The organism is Trueperaceae bacterium (assembly GCA_036381595.1).
Taxonomy (GTDB): domain Bacteria; phylum Deinococcota; class Deinococci; order Deinococcales; family Trueperaceae; genus DASVCN01.
Window position 1 is genome coordinate 128,124 of the sequence record DASVCN010000024.1, and the last position, 16,814, is coordinate 144,937.

At 66.8% G+C, this 16,814-nt stretch carries 17 protein-coding genes; 4 read left to right on the forward strand and 13 right to left on the reverse strand.

Annotated features, from left to right (window positions below; genetic code table 11):
- The first annotated feature begins 8 nt into the window (after positions 1-8).
- Entirely contained in the window at positions 9-488 is a 480-nt protein-coding gene (gene rnhA, locus VF168_08745; protein HEX7004261.1) for a ribonuclease HI, read from the forward strand.
- Between the two features lie 47 nt (positions 489-535).
- Here the strand turns inward: rnhA and VF168_08750 are convergent, their stop codons facing one another.
- Both VF168_08750 and VF168_08755 read right to left on the reverse strand, forming a co-directional pair.
- Positions 536-1,675 carry a M20/M25/M40 family metallo-hydrolase gene (locus VF168_08750; protein HEX7004262.1) on the reverse strand — a complete coding sequence of 380 codons (1,140 nt, stop codon included), beginning with the start codon at positions 1,673-1,675 and terminating at the stop codon, positions 536-538.
- Positions 1,672-2,334: a response regulator transcription factor gene (locus VF168_08755; protein ID HEX7004263.1), complete on the reverse strand. Its 663-nt coding sequence runs from the start codon at positions 2,332-2,334 to the stop codon at positions 1,672-1,674. Before VF168_08755 ends, VF168_08750 begins: the two co-directional genes overlap by 4 nt.
- A gap of 101 nt (positions 2,335-2,435) precedes the next feature.
- Between VF168_08755 and VF168_08760 the strand changes: the two genes are divergently transcribed.
- Positions 2,436-3,110, forward strand: coding sequence for a putative dsRNA-binding protein (locus VF168_08760; GenBank protein HEX7004264.1), 675 nt, complete (start codon positions 2,436-2,438; stop codon positions 3,108-3,110).
- A 3-nt stretch (positions 3,111-3,113) separates the two neighbouring features.
- On the opposite strand, the gene VF168_08765 is transcribed toward VF168_08760, so the two are convergent.
- Entirely contained in the window at positions 3,114-3,419 is a 306-nt protein-coding gene (locus tag VF168_08765) for a hypothetical protein (GenBank protein HEX7004265.1), read from the reverse strand.
- 108 nt (positions 3,420-3,527) lie between these two features.
- On the opposite strand from VF168_08765, the gene VF168_08770 reads away from it, so the two are divergent.
- On the forward strand, positions 3,528-5,339 hold the full coding sequence (locus VF168_08770) for a sodium:proton antiporter (protein HEX7004266.1): 1,812 nt from the start codon (positions 3,528-3,530) through the stop codon (positions 5,337-5,339).
- 73 nt (positions 5,340-5,412) lie between these two features.
- On the opposite strand, the gene VF168_08775 is transcribed toward VF168_08770, so the two are convergent.
- The 10 genes from VF168_08775 to VF168_08820 form a co-directional block, all read right to left on the reverse strand.
- On the reverse strand, positions 5,413-6,114 hold the full coding sequence (locus tag VF168_08775) for a Crp/Fnr family transcriptional regulator (protein ID HEX7004267.1): 702 nt from the start codon (positions 6,112-6,114) through the stop codon (positions 5,413-5,415).
- 263 nt (positions 6,115-6,377) lie between these two features.
- Complete coding sequence (gene mnhG / locus VF168_08780; GenBank protein ID HEX7004268.1) at positions 6,378-6,812, reverse strand: monovalent cation/H(+) antiporter subunit G; 435 nt, start codon at positions 6,810-6,812, stop codon at positions 6,378-6,380.
- Positions 6,809-7,069: a monovalent cation/H+ antiporter complex subunit F gene (locus VF168_08785; GenBank protein ID HEX7004269.1), complete on the reverse strand. Its 261-nt coding sequence runs from the start codon at positions 7,067-7,069 to the stop codon at positions 6,809-6,811. Before VF168_08785 ends, mnhG begins: the two co-directional genes overlap by 4 nt.
- Before the next feature lie 9 nt (positions 7,070-7,078).
- Positions 7,079-7,549 carry a Na+/H+ antiporter subunit E gene (locus VF168_08790; GenBank protein ID HEX7004270.1) on the reverse strand — a complete coding sequence of 157 codons (471 nt, stop codon included), beginning with the start codon at positions 7,547-7,549 and terminating at the stop codon, positions 7,079-7,081.
- Positions 7,550-9,073, reverse strand: coding sequence for a proton-conducting transporter membrane subunit (locus VF168_08795; protein ID HEX7004271.1), 1,524 nt, complete (start codon positions 9,071-9,073; stop codon positions 7,550-7,552).
- Positions 9,070-9,555, reverse strand: coding sequence for a sodium:proton antiporter (locus VF168_08800; protein ID HEX7004272.1), 486 nt, complete (start codon positions 9,553-9,555; stop codon positions 9,070-9,072). The genes VF168_08795 and VF168_08800 overlap by 4 nt, the downstream gene beginning before the upstream one ends.
- Positions 9,543-10,031 carry an MnhB domain-containing protein gene (locus VF168_08805; protein HEX7004273.1) on the reverse strand — a complete coding sequence of 163 codons (489 nt, stop codon included), beginning with the start codon at positions 10,029-10,031 and terminating at the stop codon, positions 9,543-9,545. Before VF168_08805 ends, VF168_08800 begins: the two co-directional genes overlap by 13 nt.
- A complete protein-coding gene (gene mbhE / locus VF168_08810; GenBank protein HEX7004274.1) occupies positions 10,028-12,316 on the reverse strand; it encodes a hydrogen gas-evolving membrane-bound hydrogenase subunit E in 2,289 nt (762 codons plus the stop codon). Before mbhE ends, VF168_08805 begins: the two co-directional genes overlap by 4 nt.
- 36 nt (positions 12,317-12,352) lie before the next feature.
- Complete coding sequence (locus VF168_08815; protein ID HEX7004275.1) at positions 12,353-13,330, reverse strand: thioredoxin domain-containing protein; 978 nt, start codon at positions 13,328-13,330, stop codon at positions 12,353-12,355.
- An 83-nt stretch (positions 13,331-13,413) separates the two neighbouring features.
- Positions 13,414-14,928 carry a carboxypeptidase M32 gene (locus tag VF168_08820; protein ID HEX7004276.1) on the reverse strand — a complete coding sequence of 505 codons (1,515 nt, stop codon included), beginning with the start codon at positions 14,926-14,928 and terminating at the stop codon, positions 13,414-13,416.
- Between the two features lie 128 nt (positions 14,929-15,056).
- Between VF168_08820 and VF168_08825 the strand changes: the two genes are divergently transcribed.
- Entirely contained in the window at positions 15,057-16,793 is a 1,737-nt protein-coding gene (locus VF168_08825; GenBank protein ID HEX7004277.1) for a dynamin family protein, read from the forward strand.
- The last annotated feature ends 21 nt before the right edge of the window (positions 16,794-16,814 follow it).

Genomic DNA, 16,814 nt, shown 5'->3' on the forward strand with positions numbered 1-16,814 from the left:
TCGGCGCCATGGCTCGCAAGCACGTCATCATCTACACCGACGGCTCCTGCGAAACGCAGACGGGCGACGGCGGCTGGGGATTCCTGCTCGTCTACGGCGACGTCAGACGACGCGCCAGCGGCTTCGAGGCGAACACCACCAACAACCGGATGGAGTTGACCGGGGCGGTCCGGGCTCTCGAAGCGCTTTCGGAACCGTGTCGCGCGACGATCGTTACCGACAGCCAGTACCTCAAGAAGGCATTCACCGATGGCTGGTTGGACAAGTGGCTACGGAACGGTTGGCGCACCGCCGGCAAACAGCCTGTCAAGAATCAGGACCTGTGGCAACGTCTGCTCGAGCTCACCAAGATCCACGAAGTGCGCTGGGAGTGGACCCGCGGGCACGCCGGTCATGCCGAGAACGAGGCGGTCGACGACCTGGCGCTTACGGCCAGGCGGAGCCGCAAGGGGCTAGATGAGACCTACCGGAGCCAGAACGGTCGCTAGCCGAGATACCTGAGATCGACCGATCGAGAAACGGAGGATCCTCGCAGCTACTCTTGGCCGGGCTCGCCGGCCAGGCGGGCCAGCAGCCCGGTGAGCGCTCGGTAACCCACCTCCAGCGATGGTCGTTCCAGCCACTCGCTCATGCGGTGGGCGTCCCCACCCGCGTAGACGCCGAACGCGATCGCCGGGATGCCGGCCGCCATCGCTACATTCGCGTCCGTCGAGCTGGCGGCCGCACCCCCCTCGATCGATACCGCGGCCAGCGCCTCCTGAGCCATGGAGACCAGGCGCCGGTTGTCGACGGTGGCAGCCGGCCTGTCCCCTACCTTCTCGATCGTGACGTCTACGCGGTGCCGCCGGGCCGCTTTGTGGAAGCGTGCGAGAGCGTCCCGTTCGAGTTCGTCCAGCGCGCTCGAGTCGACGCTCCGCAGGTCGAGGTTGAAACCGGCTCGCTGGGCTATGGCGTTGACGCCCGTGCCGCCCCAGACCTGGCCGATGTTGTACGACGAGCGGGGTTGCCGGGACACCTTGAGCGCCTCGAGAGAGGCCACCATCGCCCCTAGCGCGTGGACCGCGCTGGGTGCCGGGAAGTCGCCCCAGGAGTGGCCCCCCTGAGCCGTCAGCTCGACCCGGAACCGCTTCGAGCCCACCGCCACGTCGACGATCGTGCTCAGGTGGCCGTCGATCGCCACCACGAAGTCGAACTCGTCGCCGCGCTCCTCGACGAGCGAACGGGCGCCCCTCAGGTCGCCCAGGCCCTCCTCTCCGACCGTGGCCGCCGCCGTGATCCTCGGCAACCGCAAACCGGCGCTTCGTCGCTCGCGCAGCAGGTAGGTGAGCAGGGCGAGGCTGGCGCTGTTGTCGCCGATGCCGGGGGCGCTCCAGCGCGTTCCCTGCCTCCTCACCGTCACATCCACCTCGGCAGAGAACACGGTGTCGAGATGCGCTGCCAGGAGCACCCGCGGGCCTTCGCCCCCCGGCACCTCGGCGACTACGTTGCCCACCCCATCGCTGGTCGGTTCGAGGCCCGCCTCCCGCCACATGCGAGTCACTAGCGCTGCCCGCCGCTCCTCTTCGAAGGTAGGCGCAGGGGTCTGGCAGATCTCGATCAGGAGCCGGCCCAGCAGGTCCTCGGCGACCGGATGCCCGTCCTCCCTTACGCTCTGACCGCTCCCCGAACCGCTCACGACTGGTCGCGAAGACTGGCGATCCCCTCACGGAGGGCGTAGAGAGCCGCTTCGGTGCGGTTGTTGAGCCTCAGCTTCGAGAAGATCTCGGAGAGCCTGTTTCGAACCGTCTTCTCACTGACGTCCAGAGCGTGGGCGATCTCCTGGTTCGATGCGCCCTTCGCCACCAGGCGGAGGATGTCGGCCTCGCGCTCGGTGAGGCCGCTGATCTTGTGCTCGGGGTGCTCCGGCAACTCGCCGAACTTGTGGAACTCGTCGAGGACCGACACGGCGAGTTCCGGGCTCAGCAGGGTCTCTCCGTCGGCTACCTTCCTGACCGCCGCGATGAGCTCGTCGGCCCCGGAGTCCTTGAGGAGGTACCCCTTGGCGCCGGCCTTTATGGCCTCGAATACGTAGCGGTCCTGGCGGTACATGGTCAGGATGATGACCTTGGCCGCCGGCCACTCGCCCAGTATCTCCTTTGTCGCCGCTACCCCATCCAGCTCCGGCATCTGGATGTCCATCAGGATGACGTCCGGCTTCACCTGGAGGGCGTGTCTCACCGCCTCCCGGCCGGTGGCCGCCTCCCCGGCGATGCGCAGACCCTCCTCCGTCTCGAGGATGCTCCTCACCCCCTGACGGAACATGGCGTGGTCGTCGCACAGCAGGAGTCGTGTCACTCGGTCATGGTAGCGCATCATCACGTGCTAACGTGACCGTGCAGCCGGCCGGCACGCGGAATCTATTTCGGGCGCCCGCCGGCTGCGCTGGAGGGTTTTCGATGGCACATCCGAAGGGGCTGCTGATGGAGCGGCTCAGGAAGCAGGGCCTCTCGCCCGAGTTCCGTACTGCCAACACGGGGCCGGATCACGAACCGACTTTCCTCACCGACGTCGTTGTCAACGGCGAAGTCCTCGGGACCGGCCAGGGGGGCAACAAGCGGGAGTCCGAGCGACTCGCGGCCGAGGAGGCGTTGGCATACCTCGACCGCAACCCGCTCGGGCTGGAAGAGGTGGCGCCGACCAAGGAGTCAGGCGCGAAGTCGAAGAAGGGCGCCAGGGCCGAGGGCCGCAATCAGAGCGACCGAGGCGACGCGAAGAAGAAGGGTGACGAAGCCGAGGGGCAGAAGAAGGCCGCGCGAGGCGACGGACAGACGCAGAGCGCCAAGGCCACCGGGCAGAAGCAGAGCGGCCGGAAGGGCGTGACCAGCGACGGCCCGGCGAGGGACCGAGAGGAGCCTCGGTCGGCGGATGGGCCGGCGGCCGACCGCTTCGAGGGGCCGTGGCCGGTTTTCGAGCATCTCCTCGCCGGAGTCGTCGAGGTCGCCGGCGCGAGGGTGGACCAGGATCTCGAAGGGGAGGAGGCGCGCGTCGCCGTGCGCGACTTCACCCTCGAGCTCTACAAGGAGCTGCTAGAGGACCTGGGCGACATCGTCGACGTGGAGGACGAGGAGTAGGAGCTAGAGGTTGTCTCGCGCCCAGCGCTCGATCCTGTTAAGGTCGCTGGTCGCCTTCTCCTTGATCATCATCTCCAGCATGCTGCCGCCCGGGTCGAAGTCACCGGTGCCTACCGACCTGATGATGTCGACCATCTTGGCGCCGAAGGCCCGGAGCGGCGTCTCCATGCCGAACTCGGCGCCCTCGGCGGGGGCGCTCAGGAGGAGCAGGTCGCTCTCGAGGGCGTTGTCGCACTCCGGGTTGACGGCGACCACGACGTCTCCGTACTCGGTCTTGACGAGATAGCGCTGGGGGGTCTGGGAAGTCAAGTTCTGTTCCTCCTGGGTTCGGGCTGCTGCCGCTTCGGCTACCGCAGCACCCGACTATAGCGAGTGGCCGAGTGCATGAGCGAGCGGGCCTGTGTCACACTTGAGCGCATGGCGACGCTCTTCGAGAGCCACATCTCCCTGACCATCGCCGTGATCGTCGCCTTGGGAGGGGCCGCACAGTGGGTGGCGTGGCGCGCCAAGCTGCCGGCGATACTTCCACTCCTGACGATCGGTTTCGTCATCGGGCCGCTGCTGGGCTGGATCCGGCCCGACATGATGGTCCCCTCGGGACTCCTCTACCCGGCGATCTCGCTCGCGGTCGGGCTCATCCTCTTCGAGGGCGGGCTTACCCTGCGGATCCCCGAGGTGAAGGAGATCCGGACCGTGGTCATGCGACTGGTGACGATCGGCGCCCTGGTAACGTGGATCGGCGGCACACTGGCCGCCTACCTGCTCACCGACCTGTCTCTGCCGCTCTCGTTCCTCTTCGGATCCCTCATCATCGTCACCGGCCCCACGGTCATCGGGCCGCTGCTGCGGATCGTACGTCCACAGGCGCGAGTAGCCAACGTCCTGAGGTGGGAAGGCATCACCATCGACGTGCTCGGCGCGATGGTAGCCGTCCTGGTCTTCGAGTTCGTACTCATCGGCACAGCCAATGAAGCCCTGGGGCAAACGATCCTCCTCTTCCTGGAGTTCGTCCTCTTCGGCACCATCTGCGGAGTAGTGGGTGGATTCGCCCTCACCGCCCTGCTGCGGTTGCGGGCGATCCCCGACTACCTGATCAACGTGGTCGCGCTGGGCGCGGTATTCCTGGTCTTCAGCGTCTCCAGCGCCCTGGGGCCCGAGTCGGGCCTGCTTGCCGTCGTGCTGATGGGGGTCATAGTCGGCAACAGCGGCGTCCCCAACATCCACGACCTGCTGTCGTTCAAGGAGGATCTCACGATCCTCTTCATCAACGTCCTGTTCATCGCCCTGGCCGCGAATATCGACCTGCCGGCGTTCGTAGGCGTGCTGACCCTCTCCGGCTTCTCGCTGCTTGCCGTGGTGATGCTGGTCCTGCGGCCCCTCGACGTCTTCGTCTCGACCTGGCGAACCGGCCTCCGGCGCAACGAGAAGATCTACCTCTCCTGGATCGGTCCCCGCGGCATCGTGGCCGCCTCGGTAAGCTCCCTGTTCGCCGCACGGCTCGAGGCGAGCGGTTTCGGCGGGGCCCAGACGCTCGTCTCACTCGTGTTCCTCGTGATCGTTGGCACGGTGCTCCTGAACAGCGTCACCGCCAGACCGCTCGGCAGGCTGCTCGGGGTCGCCGACCCCGATCCGCAGGGGTTCCTGATCCTGGGCGCCCATTCGGCGGCCAGACGGATCGCGAAGCTCCTGCGTGAGTACGACGTGCCAGTCCTGTTGGCCGACACCAACTGGAGCAACGTGGCGGCGGCCCGGGGCGAGGGGCTCAACGCCTACTACGGCAGCCTCCTCTCCGATCGAAGCGACGACGAGGTGCGCCTGGGGGGGATCGGCCGGTTGCTGGCCCTCACCTCGAACGACGAGGCCAACGCCCTCACCGCCCTGAAGTACGCGCGCGAGTTCGGCTCGCAGGACGTCTACCAGCTCGAGCCGAGTCGCGAGGCCTCGGAACGGAACCGCCTCGGGGGCGGGAGCCGTGCTCGGGTGCTCTTCTTCCGTGGGGTGCCGTACCGGGAGCTGAGCAGGCTGGTGGAGAACGGTCGCTTCGTGACTACGGAGGTCGACGAAGCCTTCGACTTCGACGAGTTGAGCCGGGAGTACGGCAGCGAGGTCCTACCGATGTTCGTCATCAACGGCAAGAAGGTGCGGGTGCTGGTCAACGACGGGCAGCCGCCTGAAGCAGGCAGCACGGTGGTGTCACTGGCGCCCAAGGAAGCGGCAGCGGCGGCCTGAGCGGCCGTCCGACCGGCGGGAAGCGGTCGCTCAGACGAGCCGCGACCGGTATAACCCCTATCCGGCTGAAGCCTCAGTCGCTCGCTTCGTCCAGGAACTGCTGCAGCTTCTCGGTGTTGACGGTGATCGGGGCGCGCCTGCGCCGGACCGCGCCGTACTCGAGGAGCCGTGCTAAGCAGTGGCTAACCGTCTCGCGAGTGGCGCCGATCATCTTCGCCAGGTCCTGCTGGGTGAGGTTCAGATCTATGACCGTGCCGCGATCGCCGGGGGCGCCGAAATCCTGAGCGAGTCGCAGGAGCAGGTTGGCGAGGCGACCGGGAGCGTCGAACGCGCCTACCTCGGCCTGCCACTGCTGGGCCTGCCACAGCCTGGTGGACATCACCTGGATGAACTTCATCGCGATGTGCGGCTGCTGCGCCAGTAGCTTCTGGAAGTCGCTCTCGGGCATGACGATCAGGGTGGTGTCGACGACCGCTTCCGCCTGATTCGGACGCCGCTCCGAAGGAAGCAGCAACAGCTCGCCGAAGATGTCGTACTGGCCCAGCAGGCCCAGGATCATCTCCTTGCCGTTGGGGAAGTACATGGAGATCTTCACCATGCCGTCGCGGATGAAGTAGAGCGCGTCGGCCGGATCCTCCATGTGATAGATGATCTCGCCGGCTGCGAACCGCTTGTAGGGCGTAATTCGTGAAAGCTGCTCGAGTTCCTCCTCGGACAGATCCTCGAACAGCTGCGTGTTCTTCAGGTGCCAGACCAGACTCGGATACTCATGCATTTCGGGGATTGTACCTTATCAACGCATCGGACGCGTACCGGCGTTCGGTCCCCGCCGCGGGCAGGGCCCTCCTCCGCCCCGCACCCAGCACGTACCGGCGTCCCATCCTCGCCTCGTGAAGGGCCTTCGTCCGCCCCGCACCCGGCACGTACCGGCGTCCGATCCTCGCCGCGGGCAGGGCCTTCGTCCGCCCCGCACCCAGCACGTGCCGGGCGTCCCATCCTCGCCGCGGGCAGGGCCTTCCTCGCCAGCGCACCGACCCGTTAGCCGGCATCTGCCTCTTTCGCCTCGGCCCTCATCGTGCCCAGTTCCTGCCATTCGTCGACGCTCGTCTCCTCGGAATGAGGACGCAGGCCGGCCAGGTATCCGGCCCGGGCGACCATGTATCCGGAGAGCGGCGCGGTGAGGAAGAAGAAGGCGGCGATCAGCAGCACCCGTTCGGTTGCGCCCACCGAAGAGAAGATGGCCGCGGACCCGCCGAAGATGCCGATGCCGCCGAGGGTCACGAGTTTCGTGCTGGCGTGGAGCCGGGTGTAGAAGTCGGGGAAGCGGAGCATGCCCAGAGCCGCCGCGAGGATGAAGACGGCGCCGAAAAGGATCAGGATCTCGGCGACGATGCTGCTGACGAGTGTAGCCTCCTGAGCCGCCTGGGCGGTACCGGCAAGCGCGGCCGCGAGGAGCAGGGCCGGGGACTTCACCGCATCACCCTGCCGGTGAGCAGGTAGCGGCTCAGGGCCACGGTCGTGAGGAAACCCAGGATCGACACGACGAGGGCGGCGTCGAGGAATGCGGGCTGAGCGCTTCGCAGCGCCACTAGCACGATCAGCAGGGCGACGTTGACCCCCAGGAAGTCGAGCGCGACGATCCGGTCGCCAAGAGTGGGACCCCTCGAAGCGCGATAGACGGCGAAAACGATCGCGAGGGCGATACAAGCGAGGGCGATGTCTACGATCATTGACAACTCCTAGCGCATGAACCCGAGGATCAGGCTCTCGATGCGGACGACAGAATCGCGGGAGCGAGCCGGGTCGGCCTCTCCGATCGCGTGAGCGTACAGCGTGCGCCCATCTTGGCTCGTCCCCATCGCCACCGTGCCCGGCAGCAGGGTGATGGTGGCGGCCAGGAGCGAGATAGCGGCGTCGCTCTCGACCCGCAGGGGTACGGCTATGACGTGAGGGTGGAAGCGCGGCTCACGGCTAACGGTGAGACGCGCGATGGTTACGCAGGCGACCACCAGTTCCGCGAGGAACGACACGACGAACCGGAGCACCCGCCAGAGCCGGCGGGGAAGCGAACTGGACCGTTCGCGCCTCACCAGCAGGAGCAGCAGCATGCCGAGCAGCGCGCCGACGAGCAGGTTGAAGGTGGTGAACTCGCCGTAGAGGAAGGCCCAGAGCAGCGACACGGCGACGACCACGAGTATCTCGGCCAACATCTAGGGCACCTCCGGCGTGGGCGTCAGTACCGCCTGCAGGTAGGCCGAGTTGCTGCCCAGTTGATCCGCCACGAGTGAGGCCATCGAGTAGACGGGACCGCTGAACAGTGCCAGGGCGGCGAGGAGCACGATGGCCGTACCGGCGGTGTAACTCATCGCGCGCGGCAGCTTCACCCGGTGGACCGCGTCGGCCTCGCCCCAGAAGAAGTGGCGGAAGATCTCTACCCCGGCATAGAGGAGCAACAGGCCCGCGATGACGGCGACCGTAGCTACGAAGATGGCGGCGGTGCCCCCGACCGCGAGCAGCGACTCGATTATCGCGAACTTGCCGATGAAACCGCTCGTTGGCGGCATCCCGCTCAGGGCGAGCATTGCGAAGAAGTAGCCTCCCGCCAGCCACGGGTAGAGGCCCAGGTGACCGGACGAACGGAACCTGAGCCCTCCGATGATCTCGGCCAGGGCGGCCACGAGGAAGAGGCTGAAGATGACGAGGACCGAGTTGACCATGTAGTAGAGGGCCGCCTCGAGGCCCGGGCGGCTGCCTATGAAGGCCCCGGCCAGCAGGTAACCGATGCTGGCGATGTTGGCGAAAGAGAAGACGTAGCGCCACCTGTGCCGAACTATCGTCCCGAGCGCGCCGAACAGCAGGGTGAACCCGGCGAGCACCAGGATGATCGACCGGAGTCCGGTCTCTTCCGGGAACATCAGCGTGAATATGCGGATCAGGGCGTAGACGCCGACCTTCGTCAGGAGCGCCGCGAAGAACGCGCTCACCGCCGCCGCCGGAACGGGATAGCTGTTGGGAAGCCAGAAGCCGAGCGGGAAGAGAGCGGCCTTGACGGAGAACGCCAGCGCCAGCAGGGCGGCTATAGCCGTCACCCTCTGGTCGGGGCCGTGTTCCGCCAGCCGTTGGGCGATGTCGGCCATGTTCAGGGTGCCGAAGAGGCCGTACGCCATGCCCGCCGCCCCTACGAAGATCGCCGAAGCGAGCAGGTTGACCACCACGTAACGGAAGCCTTCGCGCAGCTGAGGCAACTCGCCGCCCAGAAGCAGGAGCGCGTAGGAGGCCACCAGCAGCACCTCGAAGGCCACGAAGAGGTTGAACAGGTCGCCGGTGAGGAACGACATGTGGACACCCATGAACAGGAACTGGAGCAGCGCCTGGGCGCCGTACGTCTCACGAGCCCGGTTGAGGAGTCCGCCCAGGGCGCGGTGCGGGGCGTGCTGCAGGCTCGAGCCGGCGAAGACGACGGTGAGGAGTCCGGTCACTCCCGAGAGAACGATCATGACGGCCGCGAGCCCGTCGGCGACGAGCGTGATGCCGAACGGAGCTGGCCAGGAGCCCATCTGGCTGACCAGCACCTCGCCACCGAGCACCCGGGTCAGGATCACCAGGTCGATCGCCAGCGTTACCAGCGATGCGGCGATCGAAACCAGGCTCCGGGACCGGGCCGTGGGGAGGAGGAGCAGCACGACAGCAGCCAGCAGCGGGATCAGGATCGGCAGGGCGATGAAGTGATTCATCTTTGGCCCCCGTTGGCCTCTTCTTCGCCCACGGTCGCCTCACGCTCCCGATAGCCTGCTTCGACCATCGCCCGGTCGCTGTGGCTACCCCGCTCCGGCGATACCGAAGGCTGCTCCGGGTCGGCGTAGACGACCGGAGGTTCGAGCGGATCCGGCCTTTCCACCAGCTCCTGCACGTGGTCCGTCCCGGTCATCTGGTAAGCGCGCGTGGCGAGCACGAGCAGCAGTGCGGTCGTACCGAAACCGATGACGATCGCGGTGAGGATGAGCGCCTGCGGCAGCGGGTCGACGTGCGGCCCGGCGACGTTCAACAGGGGTGGGCTCGCCTGCCCCACCCCTGCGCCGGCTACGAGGATGCTCAGGTTCACCCCGTAGGAGATGAGACTCAAACCGACGATCAGCCTGATGAGCGCCCGCGAGAGCAGGAGGAAGACGCCCGTGCCGATGAGCAGGGCCGCCAGCAACGGGATCAGTAGCTCCACGGATCCGCCTCCCGCTTCCCGGCCCGCTGCTCATCGGGCCGGTCTAGTCCTATCGGAGCGGGCCCGCGGTCTTCCGCGAGCAGGTCGATGATGGTGAGCGTGGTGCCTACCACCACCAGGAACACGCCGGCGTCGAAGAGCACCGCGCTCGCCCATTCGAACTCGCCGATGAGGGGCCAGTCGAGGTGGCCGTGGGCGCTCGTGAGGAATCCGTGGCCGGCCAGCAACGGGACCAGACCGGTGAGGGCGGCCAGCGCCAGTCCGATCGCGACCAGACGCATCGGCGCGACCGTGAGCAGCCTGCTCCCCCCGGACATGCGGGCGAGCAGGGCGGCCACGGCGATGATGAGGCCGGCGATGAAACCGCCTCCGGGAGCGTTGTGCCCGCGGAGGAAGAAGTGCAGGCCGATGACCACCAGTGCCAGCACTATCGGGGTGCTGAGGGTGCGGAAGAAGATGTCGGGGAAGCGGTTCACGTCCTCTCCACCCGCTCACTCTCGTCATCGACCTGGGGGCGACCGGTACGCAGGCGCAGGAGAGCGAACACGGCCACCGCAACTATGCCCAGCACCGTTATCTCGCCCATCGTGTCGTAGCCCCTGAAGTCGACGAGGATCACGTTGACGGCGTTGAAGCCTCCGCCCAGAGTCTTGCTCTTCTCGAGGAAGAAGTCGGCCAGGCGCGGCGCGACCGGATCCTGGACGGCCAGAAGCAGGGCGAAGACCGTGAACGCCACGCCCGTGGCGATGACGCCGTCCAGCACCGCCAGCCTGGCGGGACGCTGATAGTAGGAGAGCCTGGGCAGGAAGTGGAACACCGACAGGAACAGGATGACCGTCACGACCTCGATCAGCAGCTGGGTCAGGGCCAGGTCGGGCGCGCTGAGCAGAACGAACACCAGGCTCGAACCGAAACCGGTCACCCCGAGCATGATCAGCAGGACGATCCGGTTGCGGGCCAGGAGCACGCCGGCGGCGCCCACCAGCATCATCAGGGCGACCAGTTGGACGGTGACCGGCGGCAGGGCGACCGAGTCGGGCCAGGAGGCGATCCCAGTGGCGAAACCTACCGCGAGGACCGGCAGGAGCATCAGTCGCAGGTGGGCGGCGAAGGTCGAGCCCTGGGTGGCCGCGACTATCCGGTCGGCGCCATGCACGACTCCCCTCAGCAGGCCGTAGTAGATGGTGTTGGCGTTCCAGCTGGGGGTGAGGGCCGCCTGCAGCGCGGCGAAACCGCCCCCGGCGACGGTGAGTGCGGTGCCGAAGAACCAGGTGAGGACGCTCAACGCCAGCATGACGTTCGGTCCGTGCCAGAGGGTGAGGGGCTCGGGCTGGTAGCCGAAACTGGTAGCCGCCAGGTCGGTGGCGTAGGAGAGGATGGTGTCGTTCCAGGGGAGGACGCCGAAGAGGATGACCGCCAGCACGAGCGGCGTCACCGGCAGCCAGAAAGATCCGCTGGCCTCGCCGACCGTCGGCCTTTCCGCTCTGAACGGGCCGAAGAAGACGCTCAGGAACCTGAGACTGTAGGCGAACGTCATGATGCTCCCGGCGACGGTGATGACGATGGGCAGGAACCCCTCCTGCAGCATCGCTTCGTAGAACAGTTCCTTCGAGATGAACCCCCCGAACGGCGGCAGGCCGGCCATCGACAGGGCCGCCGGTATCGCCAGCGCGGTGGTGAGCGGCAACTTGCGCCAGAGGCCCGACACCTTCCCCAGGTCGCGGTTGCCCGCCTGATGATCGATGATCCCTACGACCATGAAGAGGGCGGCCTTGAAGGCGGCATGGTTGACGAGGTGGGCGGTAGCAGCGAACTCGTGTCCGGCACCGTAGAGGGACATGAGGATGCCGAGCTGCGAGACGGTCGAGTAGGCCAGCAGCGCTTTGAGGTCGACCTGCCTGAGGGCCAGGTAGGAGCCCCAGAACATGGTGACCAGGCCCACGTACATGGTGATGTCGGCGAAGATGGTGCCGGTGAGAAGGAAGCCGAACTTGGCTATCAGCACGACGCCGGCCTTGACCATGGTGGCGCTGTGCAGATAGGCGGAGACCGGCGTGGGCGCCTCCATGGCCGTGGGAAGCCAGAGGTGGAACGGCAGTTGGGCAGACTTGGTGAAGGCGGCGACGAGCAGCATCACCATCGCTGCCGGGAAGAGCGGGCTCGCGAGCAGGCTCTGCAGGTCGAGTTCCGAGATCGCCAGGGTTCCCCCGGCGATCCCCAGGAGCGCGGCCGCCACCAACAGCGCCAGTCCGCCCAACACGGTCACGAGCAGCGCCTTGACGGCCCCGTCCTGGGAGGCGCCGCGGCTGTCCCAGAAACCGATGAGCAGGAACGAACTGATCGAGGTGAGCTCCCAGAACATGAACAGGGCGATCAGGTTGTCGGTGAGCACCAGGCCGAGCATGGCGCCGCCGAAGAGCAGCAGGTAGGAGTAGAAGCGTCCGTGACGCTCGTCCTCGCCCAGATACGAGGCGGCGTAGAAGAGGATGATGATCCCGATCGAAGCGACCAGCAGGGCGAACAGGAGCGAGAAGCCGTCGGCCCGGAAGGCGAGGTCGAGGCCGATGCCCGGCACCCACGACAGGGAGTAGGAGGGTGGCTCCCCGGCTCGAGCCTGCGGCACGTAGCGCAGCAGGGCCAGGGCGGGCAGGAAGGCGAGAGTGAGCCAGCGTCCCGCCCCGGCTCCGGCCCGCCTCCCCACCAGAGGCGCCACCGCGGCCGCCAGGAACGGGACTGCCACCGCCAGCAGCAGGTGGTTCACTGCCTCGCTCCGACGCTGCCCCTGGGACAGGCGCGCTCACTCATCGGCGAAGGCGTCCACCAGTTCGATGAGCTCGAGGTACTCCTGCAGATCGAGGTAGTTCTGCACCTTGTAGCCGTTCACGAAGAGGGTCGGGGTGCCTGTCAGCCCGAGCCGCGAGATGGCGAACCGGTACGCTTCGCCGATCTCCTCCCGGTAGCGCCGCTCCTCGAGGCACTCCGCGACGCCGCCGGTTTCGAGTCCTATGTCCTCCGCCAGCCGTATGAAGTAGGGGTTGGCGTCTCCGAGTGACCCCCAGGCGCGTTGCCGCTCGAAGAGGGCGTCGTGGTAGGCCCAGAAATCAGCAGGGTCGTTGGCGGCAGCGACGCACTCGGCCGCTTCGGCAGCAGGGATCGCGTTAGCGTGGATGGTGGCCAACGGGAAGTGGTGGTATTCGATGCGGACGTCCCCGCGAGCTAGCAACTGCTCCTCGAGCAGCGGCACCATCTGAGTCGCGAACCTGGCGCAGTAGGGGCACTGGAAGTCGCTGAACTCCCGGATCACGTAGCGGGCGTCGGCCGGACCCTTGCCGTGGGGCGCCGGCGGGAAGACACCGGAGGGAACCTCCTGCAGCGAGAGCCGGAAGTCGACCCGGTAGGGCGCCTCGTCACCCGTCACGTCGAGTACCAGCCCGTACTGCTCGACGCCCAGGGCGGTTTCGCCGCGGCCGGCCAGTTCCCCGAGGCTGGTAGCCAGGAACTCTGCAACCGGTCCCTCAATCGCCGATCCGTAACCGGTCGCCGCAGCCACGAGTTGCGCCATGAACGAGACGTTCTGCTCGTTAAGGACGCCCCCGCCGGCGATACCGTAGACCAGCCCACTCCTGATCTCGAACTCGAACGCGAACCCGTCGGCGGCCGTGTACTCGGCCGCGCCCGACTCCCGTGGCTGGTATTCGGCCAGTTCGGCGAGCAGGGCAGCCGGCGGCTCTCCGATCGCCGCCTGAGCGGCTCCTGCCAGCGACAGCAGGAGCACGAGAAAGAGCGAAGCGGGGTGGTACCGCCGATGAGATCGAAGCGAACTCCGGGGCGCGGCCGCAGTCGCGTCTAGTGGATCACTCATGCCCGGCCAACCGGCTGGCGCAGGTCCTCGAACTTGTTCTGAAGGTAGGCCAGGTAGGGAGCGGCGTCGAGGCGAGTGCCGGTCACCCGTTCGAGCAGTTCGTCGGGCTCGTAGCGGCTCCCCTGACGGTGGATGTTGACCTTCAACCACTCGCGCAGCGGCACATGGTCGCCCGCTTCGATCCTGTCGAAGAGATCGGGGATACTCCTGCGGGCGGCCTCGAAGATCTGCACGCTCATCACGTTGCCGAGAGTATATGTGGGGAAGTAGCCGATCAGTCCCACCGACCAGTGGACGTCCTGGAGGCAGCCCAGGAGGTCGTCGGGTGGTTCTATCCCCAGCAGCTCCCGGTACTTGGCGTTCCACGCCTCCGGCAGATCCGCAGTTGCCAGGTCGCCCTCCAGCATCGCCAGTTCGAGCTCGAAGCGGGCGATGACGTGGAGGTTGTAGGTCACCTCGTCGGCCTCGACTCGGATGAGGCTGGGTTTGACGCAGTTCACGGCGCGGTAGAACTCCTCGAGGCTCACCCCCTCGAGCGCCGGGAAGAGCGGCTGCAGTCTGGGGTAGGCACCGCGCCAGTACGGTAACGAGCGGGCGACCAGGTTCTCCCACAGCCGCGACTGGCTCTCGTGGATGCCCAGGCTCACGGCCTTGCCCAGTGGGCTGCGGGCCAGTTCCGGGTCAAGCCCCTGCTCGTAGAGCGCGTGCCCGGTCTCGTGGAGGGTGGCGAACAGTGCCGACGACAGGAAATCGCTGCGGAAGCGGGTCGTGACGCGTACATCACTGGGGTCGATGCCCTCTGCGAACGGGTGGACGCTCGGGTCGAGCCGGCCCCGTTCGAAGTCGAAGCCGAACCGCGCCGCCTCTGCCCTCACGAACTCCTTCTGCTGCTCGATATCGAAGTGGCGGTAGAGCACGGCATCCTGCTCGTCATCCCCGGCCACTTCGCGGGCCAGTCGGACGAGTTCGGGCCGCAGCCGATCGAACAACTCGCCCACGCGCCTGGCGCTCGAGCCCGGCTCGTAGTCGTCGTGAAGCGCGTCGTACGGGTGTTCGTCGTAGCCCAGCAGTTCGGCCTGCTGACGGGCGAGCTCGAACATGCGCCTCAGGAACGGCTCGAAGATGGCGTAGTCGTTCTGGCGACGTGCCCTCAGCCAGGCCTCCTGACCCTTCGAGCGCTGCGTCGCCAGTTCCTCGACCAGATCTCCAGGCAGCTTGACCGCGCGGTCGTAGCGGCGCCGGCAGAGTCGCACCAGCGTCGCGTCGGCAGGCTCGAGGTCGGCATCTTCGAGCCTCGCGAGCCACTCGCCTACCTCACGGTCGGTCAACTTCTCGTGCATCACCGCCTCGAGGGCGGCGCTCTGGCGACCCCGCGATTCACTGGCGGAGGCCGGCAGGTTGGTCTGCTCGTCCCAGCCCAGCAGTCCCCCCACCTGATCGAGATCACTCAGCAGGGTGAAGCGCTTCCTGAGGGAGGATAGGTCGTCGGCTACAGCTGTCGGGTAGGGCATCGTTTCTCCTTCGCAACTCCCTCAGTCTACCCGCGGCGTGAGGTCCGGCGAAACGCCGCGACGCTCCAGCGCAGGGAAGGCGTTCACCGGCGCATTGGCGTAATCGGGGCAAATGCTATCGTCGCCGCATGAACGTCGAGATGAGCCGCGAGGCACGGGATCTCGTCAACCGCGAACGAGCGGCGATCTCGGACCTGCGAACGCTGCTTGGCCGCATCGAAGCCGCCCAGGAGGATCTGGAGGACCTGCGCAACGCCTCGGAGGATCTCGAGGGGATCTTCATGCTCGTCGTATGCGGCGAGTACAATTCGGGCAAGTCGAGTCTGTTGAACGCGCTCCTCGGTGAGCAGGTAGTGCCCGAAGGGGTCACGCCCACCACCGACCGGATCACCATCTTGAGCCACGGGCCCGAACGGCGGGAGTCTGAGGAGTCGGGCTGGTTGGTCCGCCAGGAGTTCCCCTCTCACCTCCTCAAGGACCTCGCCCTGGTGGATACGCCTGGTACGAACGCGATCATCGCGCGGCACCAGGAGCTCACGGAGCGCTTCATCCCGAGGGCCGACCTCGTCCTCTTCGTCACCTCGGCCGACAGGCCCTTCACTCAGAGCGAACGGGCGTTCCTCGAGCTGATCAGCACCTGGGGCAAGAAGATCACGGTGGTGGTCAACAAGATCGACATCCTCGAAAGCAGCGACGAGCGGCAGAAGGTGCTCGACTTCGTCAGGGAGCACGCCCGCGAGACGCTGCTTGTGACCCCGCAGGTATTCGGCGTCTCGGCCAGGAAGGCGTTCCGTGCCCGCAACAACGGCAAGCCCGCCGACCTGGCCGGCACCGGACTGCCCGAACTGGAGGCGTACATCGAGGCGAGCCTCTACGGCAGCGAGCGGCTGCGGCTCAAACTGCAGAGCCCGCTCGGGGTGGCCGAGCACATCGCCCGCAAGTACGCCGGGAACATGGGGGAACAGCTGGCGCTGCTCGAGGACGACAGGCGGACGCTGGAGGAGATCGACCGGCAGCGAGCTCAGTACGAGAAGGACATGCGCCGCGAGTTCACAAGCTACCTGGCCCGGATCAAGACCGTTCTGGTCGAGGTCGAAAGGCGTGGGGACGTCTTCTTCGACGACACGATCCGCTTCGGCAACGTGCTCACGGTGATGAACAGCGAGAAGGTGCGGCGGCTCTTCGAGGAGCGAGTGATCCGGGGCGCGGATGCCGAGATCGACCGGGCGGTGGGCGAAACCGTCGACTGGTTCATGCAGCGCAATCTGCAACTCTGGGAAGACATCATGTCGTTCGTCAACGACAGGCGCAAGGCAGCCGAGGAGCGGGTGATCGGCGAGGTCGGCGGACGCTTCCAGTACGACCGCGAGACTCTGCTTCACAACCTGCGCGAACGAGCCGAAGCGGTGCTCGATACCTACGACGAGAGTCAGGAGGCGGAACGACTCGCCAACAGCCTGCAGGCAGCGGTGGTCCAGTCGGGCCTCCTCTCGGTAGGCGGGCTGGGCCTCGGCGCCGCGATTGTCGCTTTCCTGTCCGGCGCGGCCCTGGACGTCACCGGCATCGCCCTTGGGCTCACCATCGCCGGCCTTGGGGTGCTGGTGCTGCCGCGGCAGCGCACCAGGGCGAAGCACAAACTGCACCGGCAGATGCAGGCGCTGCGTGACGGACTCGAAGAGAGTCTGGGCACGCAACTCGAGCGGGAGCTGCAGAAGGCGAGCGAGAAGCTGAGCGGCGCGCTGCAGCCGTACACCCGTTTCGTGCGAAGCGAGCTGGAACGTATGGACGAACTCCAGGACGACTTCCAGGAGATCGCCGAGCGTCTCGAGGCACTCAAGCGCGAGGTGGCCGTAGTGAAGGCGTAGGCCTGAACTGGAGTGGCCGCG

What these genes read in the sequence shown, in the direction of transcription:
- VF168_08790 (HEX7004270.1), bottom strand. Translation starts at nt 7,549, where the DNA reads ATGTTGGCCGAGATACTCGTGGTCGTCGCCGTGTCGCTGCTCTGGGCC.
- VF168_08785 (HEX7004269.1), bottom strand. Translation starts at nt 7,069, where the DNA reads ATGATCGTAGACATCGCCCTCGCTTGTATCGCCCTCGCGATCGTTTTC.
- VF168_08770 (HEX7004266.1), top strand. Translation starts at nt 3,528, where the DNA reads ATGGCGACGCTCTTCGAGAGCCACATCTCCCTGACCATCGCCGTGATC.
- VF168_08820 (HEX7004276.1), bottom strand. Translation starts at nt 14,928, where the DNA reads ATGCCCTACCCGACAGCTGTAGCCGACGACCTATCCTCCCTCAGGAAG.
- rnhA (HEX7004261.1), top strand. Translation starts at nt 9, where the DNA reads ATGGCTCGCAAGCACGTCATCATCTACACCGACGGCTCCTGCGAAACG.
- VF168_08825 (HEX7004277.1), top strand. Translation starts at nt 15,057, where the DNA reads ATGAACGTCGAGATGAGCCGCGAGGCACGGGATCTCGTCAACCGCGAA.
- VF168_08760 (HEX7004264.1), top strand. Translation starts at nt 2,436, where the DNA reads ATGGCACATCCGAAGGGGCTGCTGATGGAGCGGCTCAGGAAGCAGGGC.
- VF168_08775 (HEX7004267.1), bottom strand. Translation starts at nt 6,114, where the DNA reads ATGCATGAGTATCCGAGTCTGGTCTGGCACCTGAAGAACACGCAGCTG.
- VF168_08795 (HEX7004271.1), bottom strand. Translation starts at nt 9,073, where the DNA reads ATGAATCACTTCATCGCCCTGCCGATCCTGATCCCGCTGCTGGCTGCT.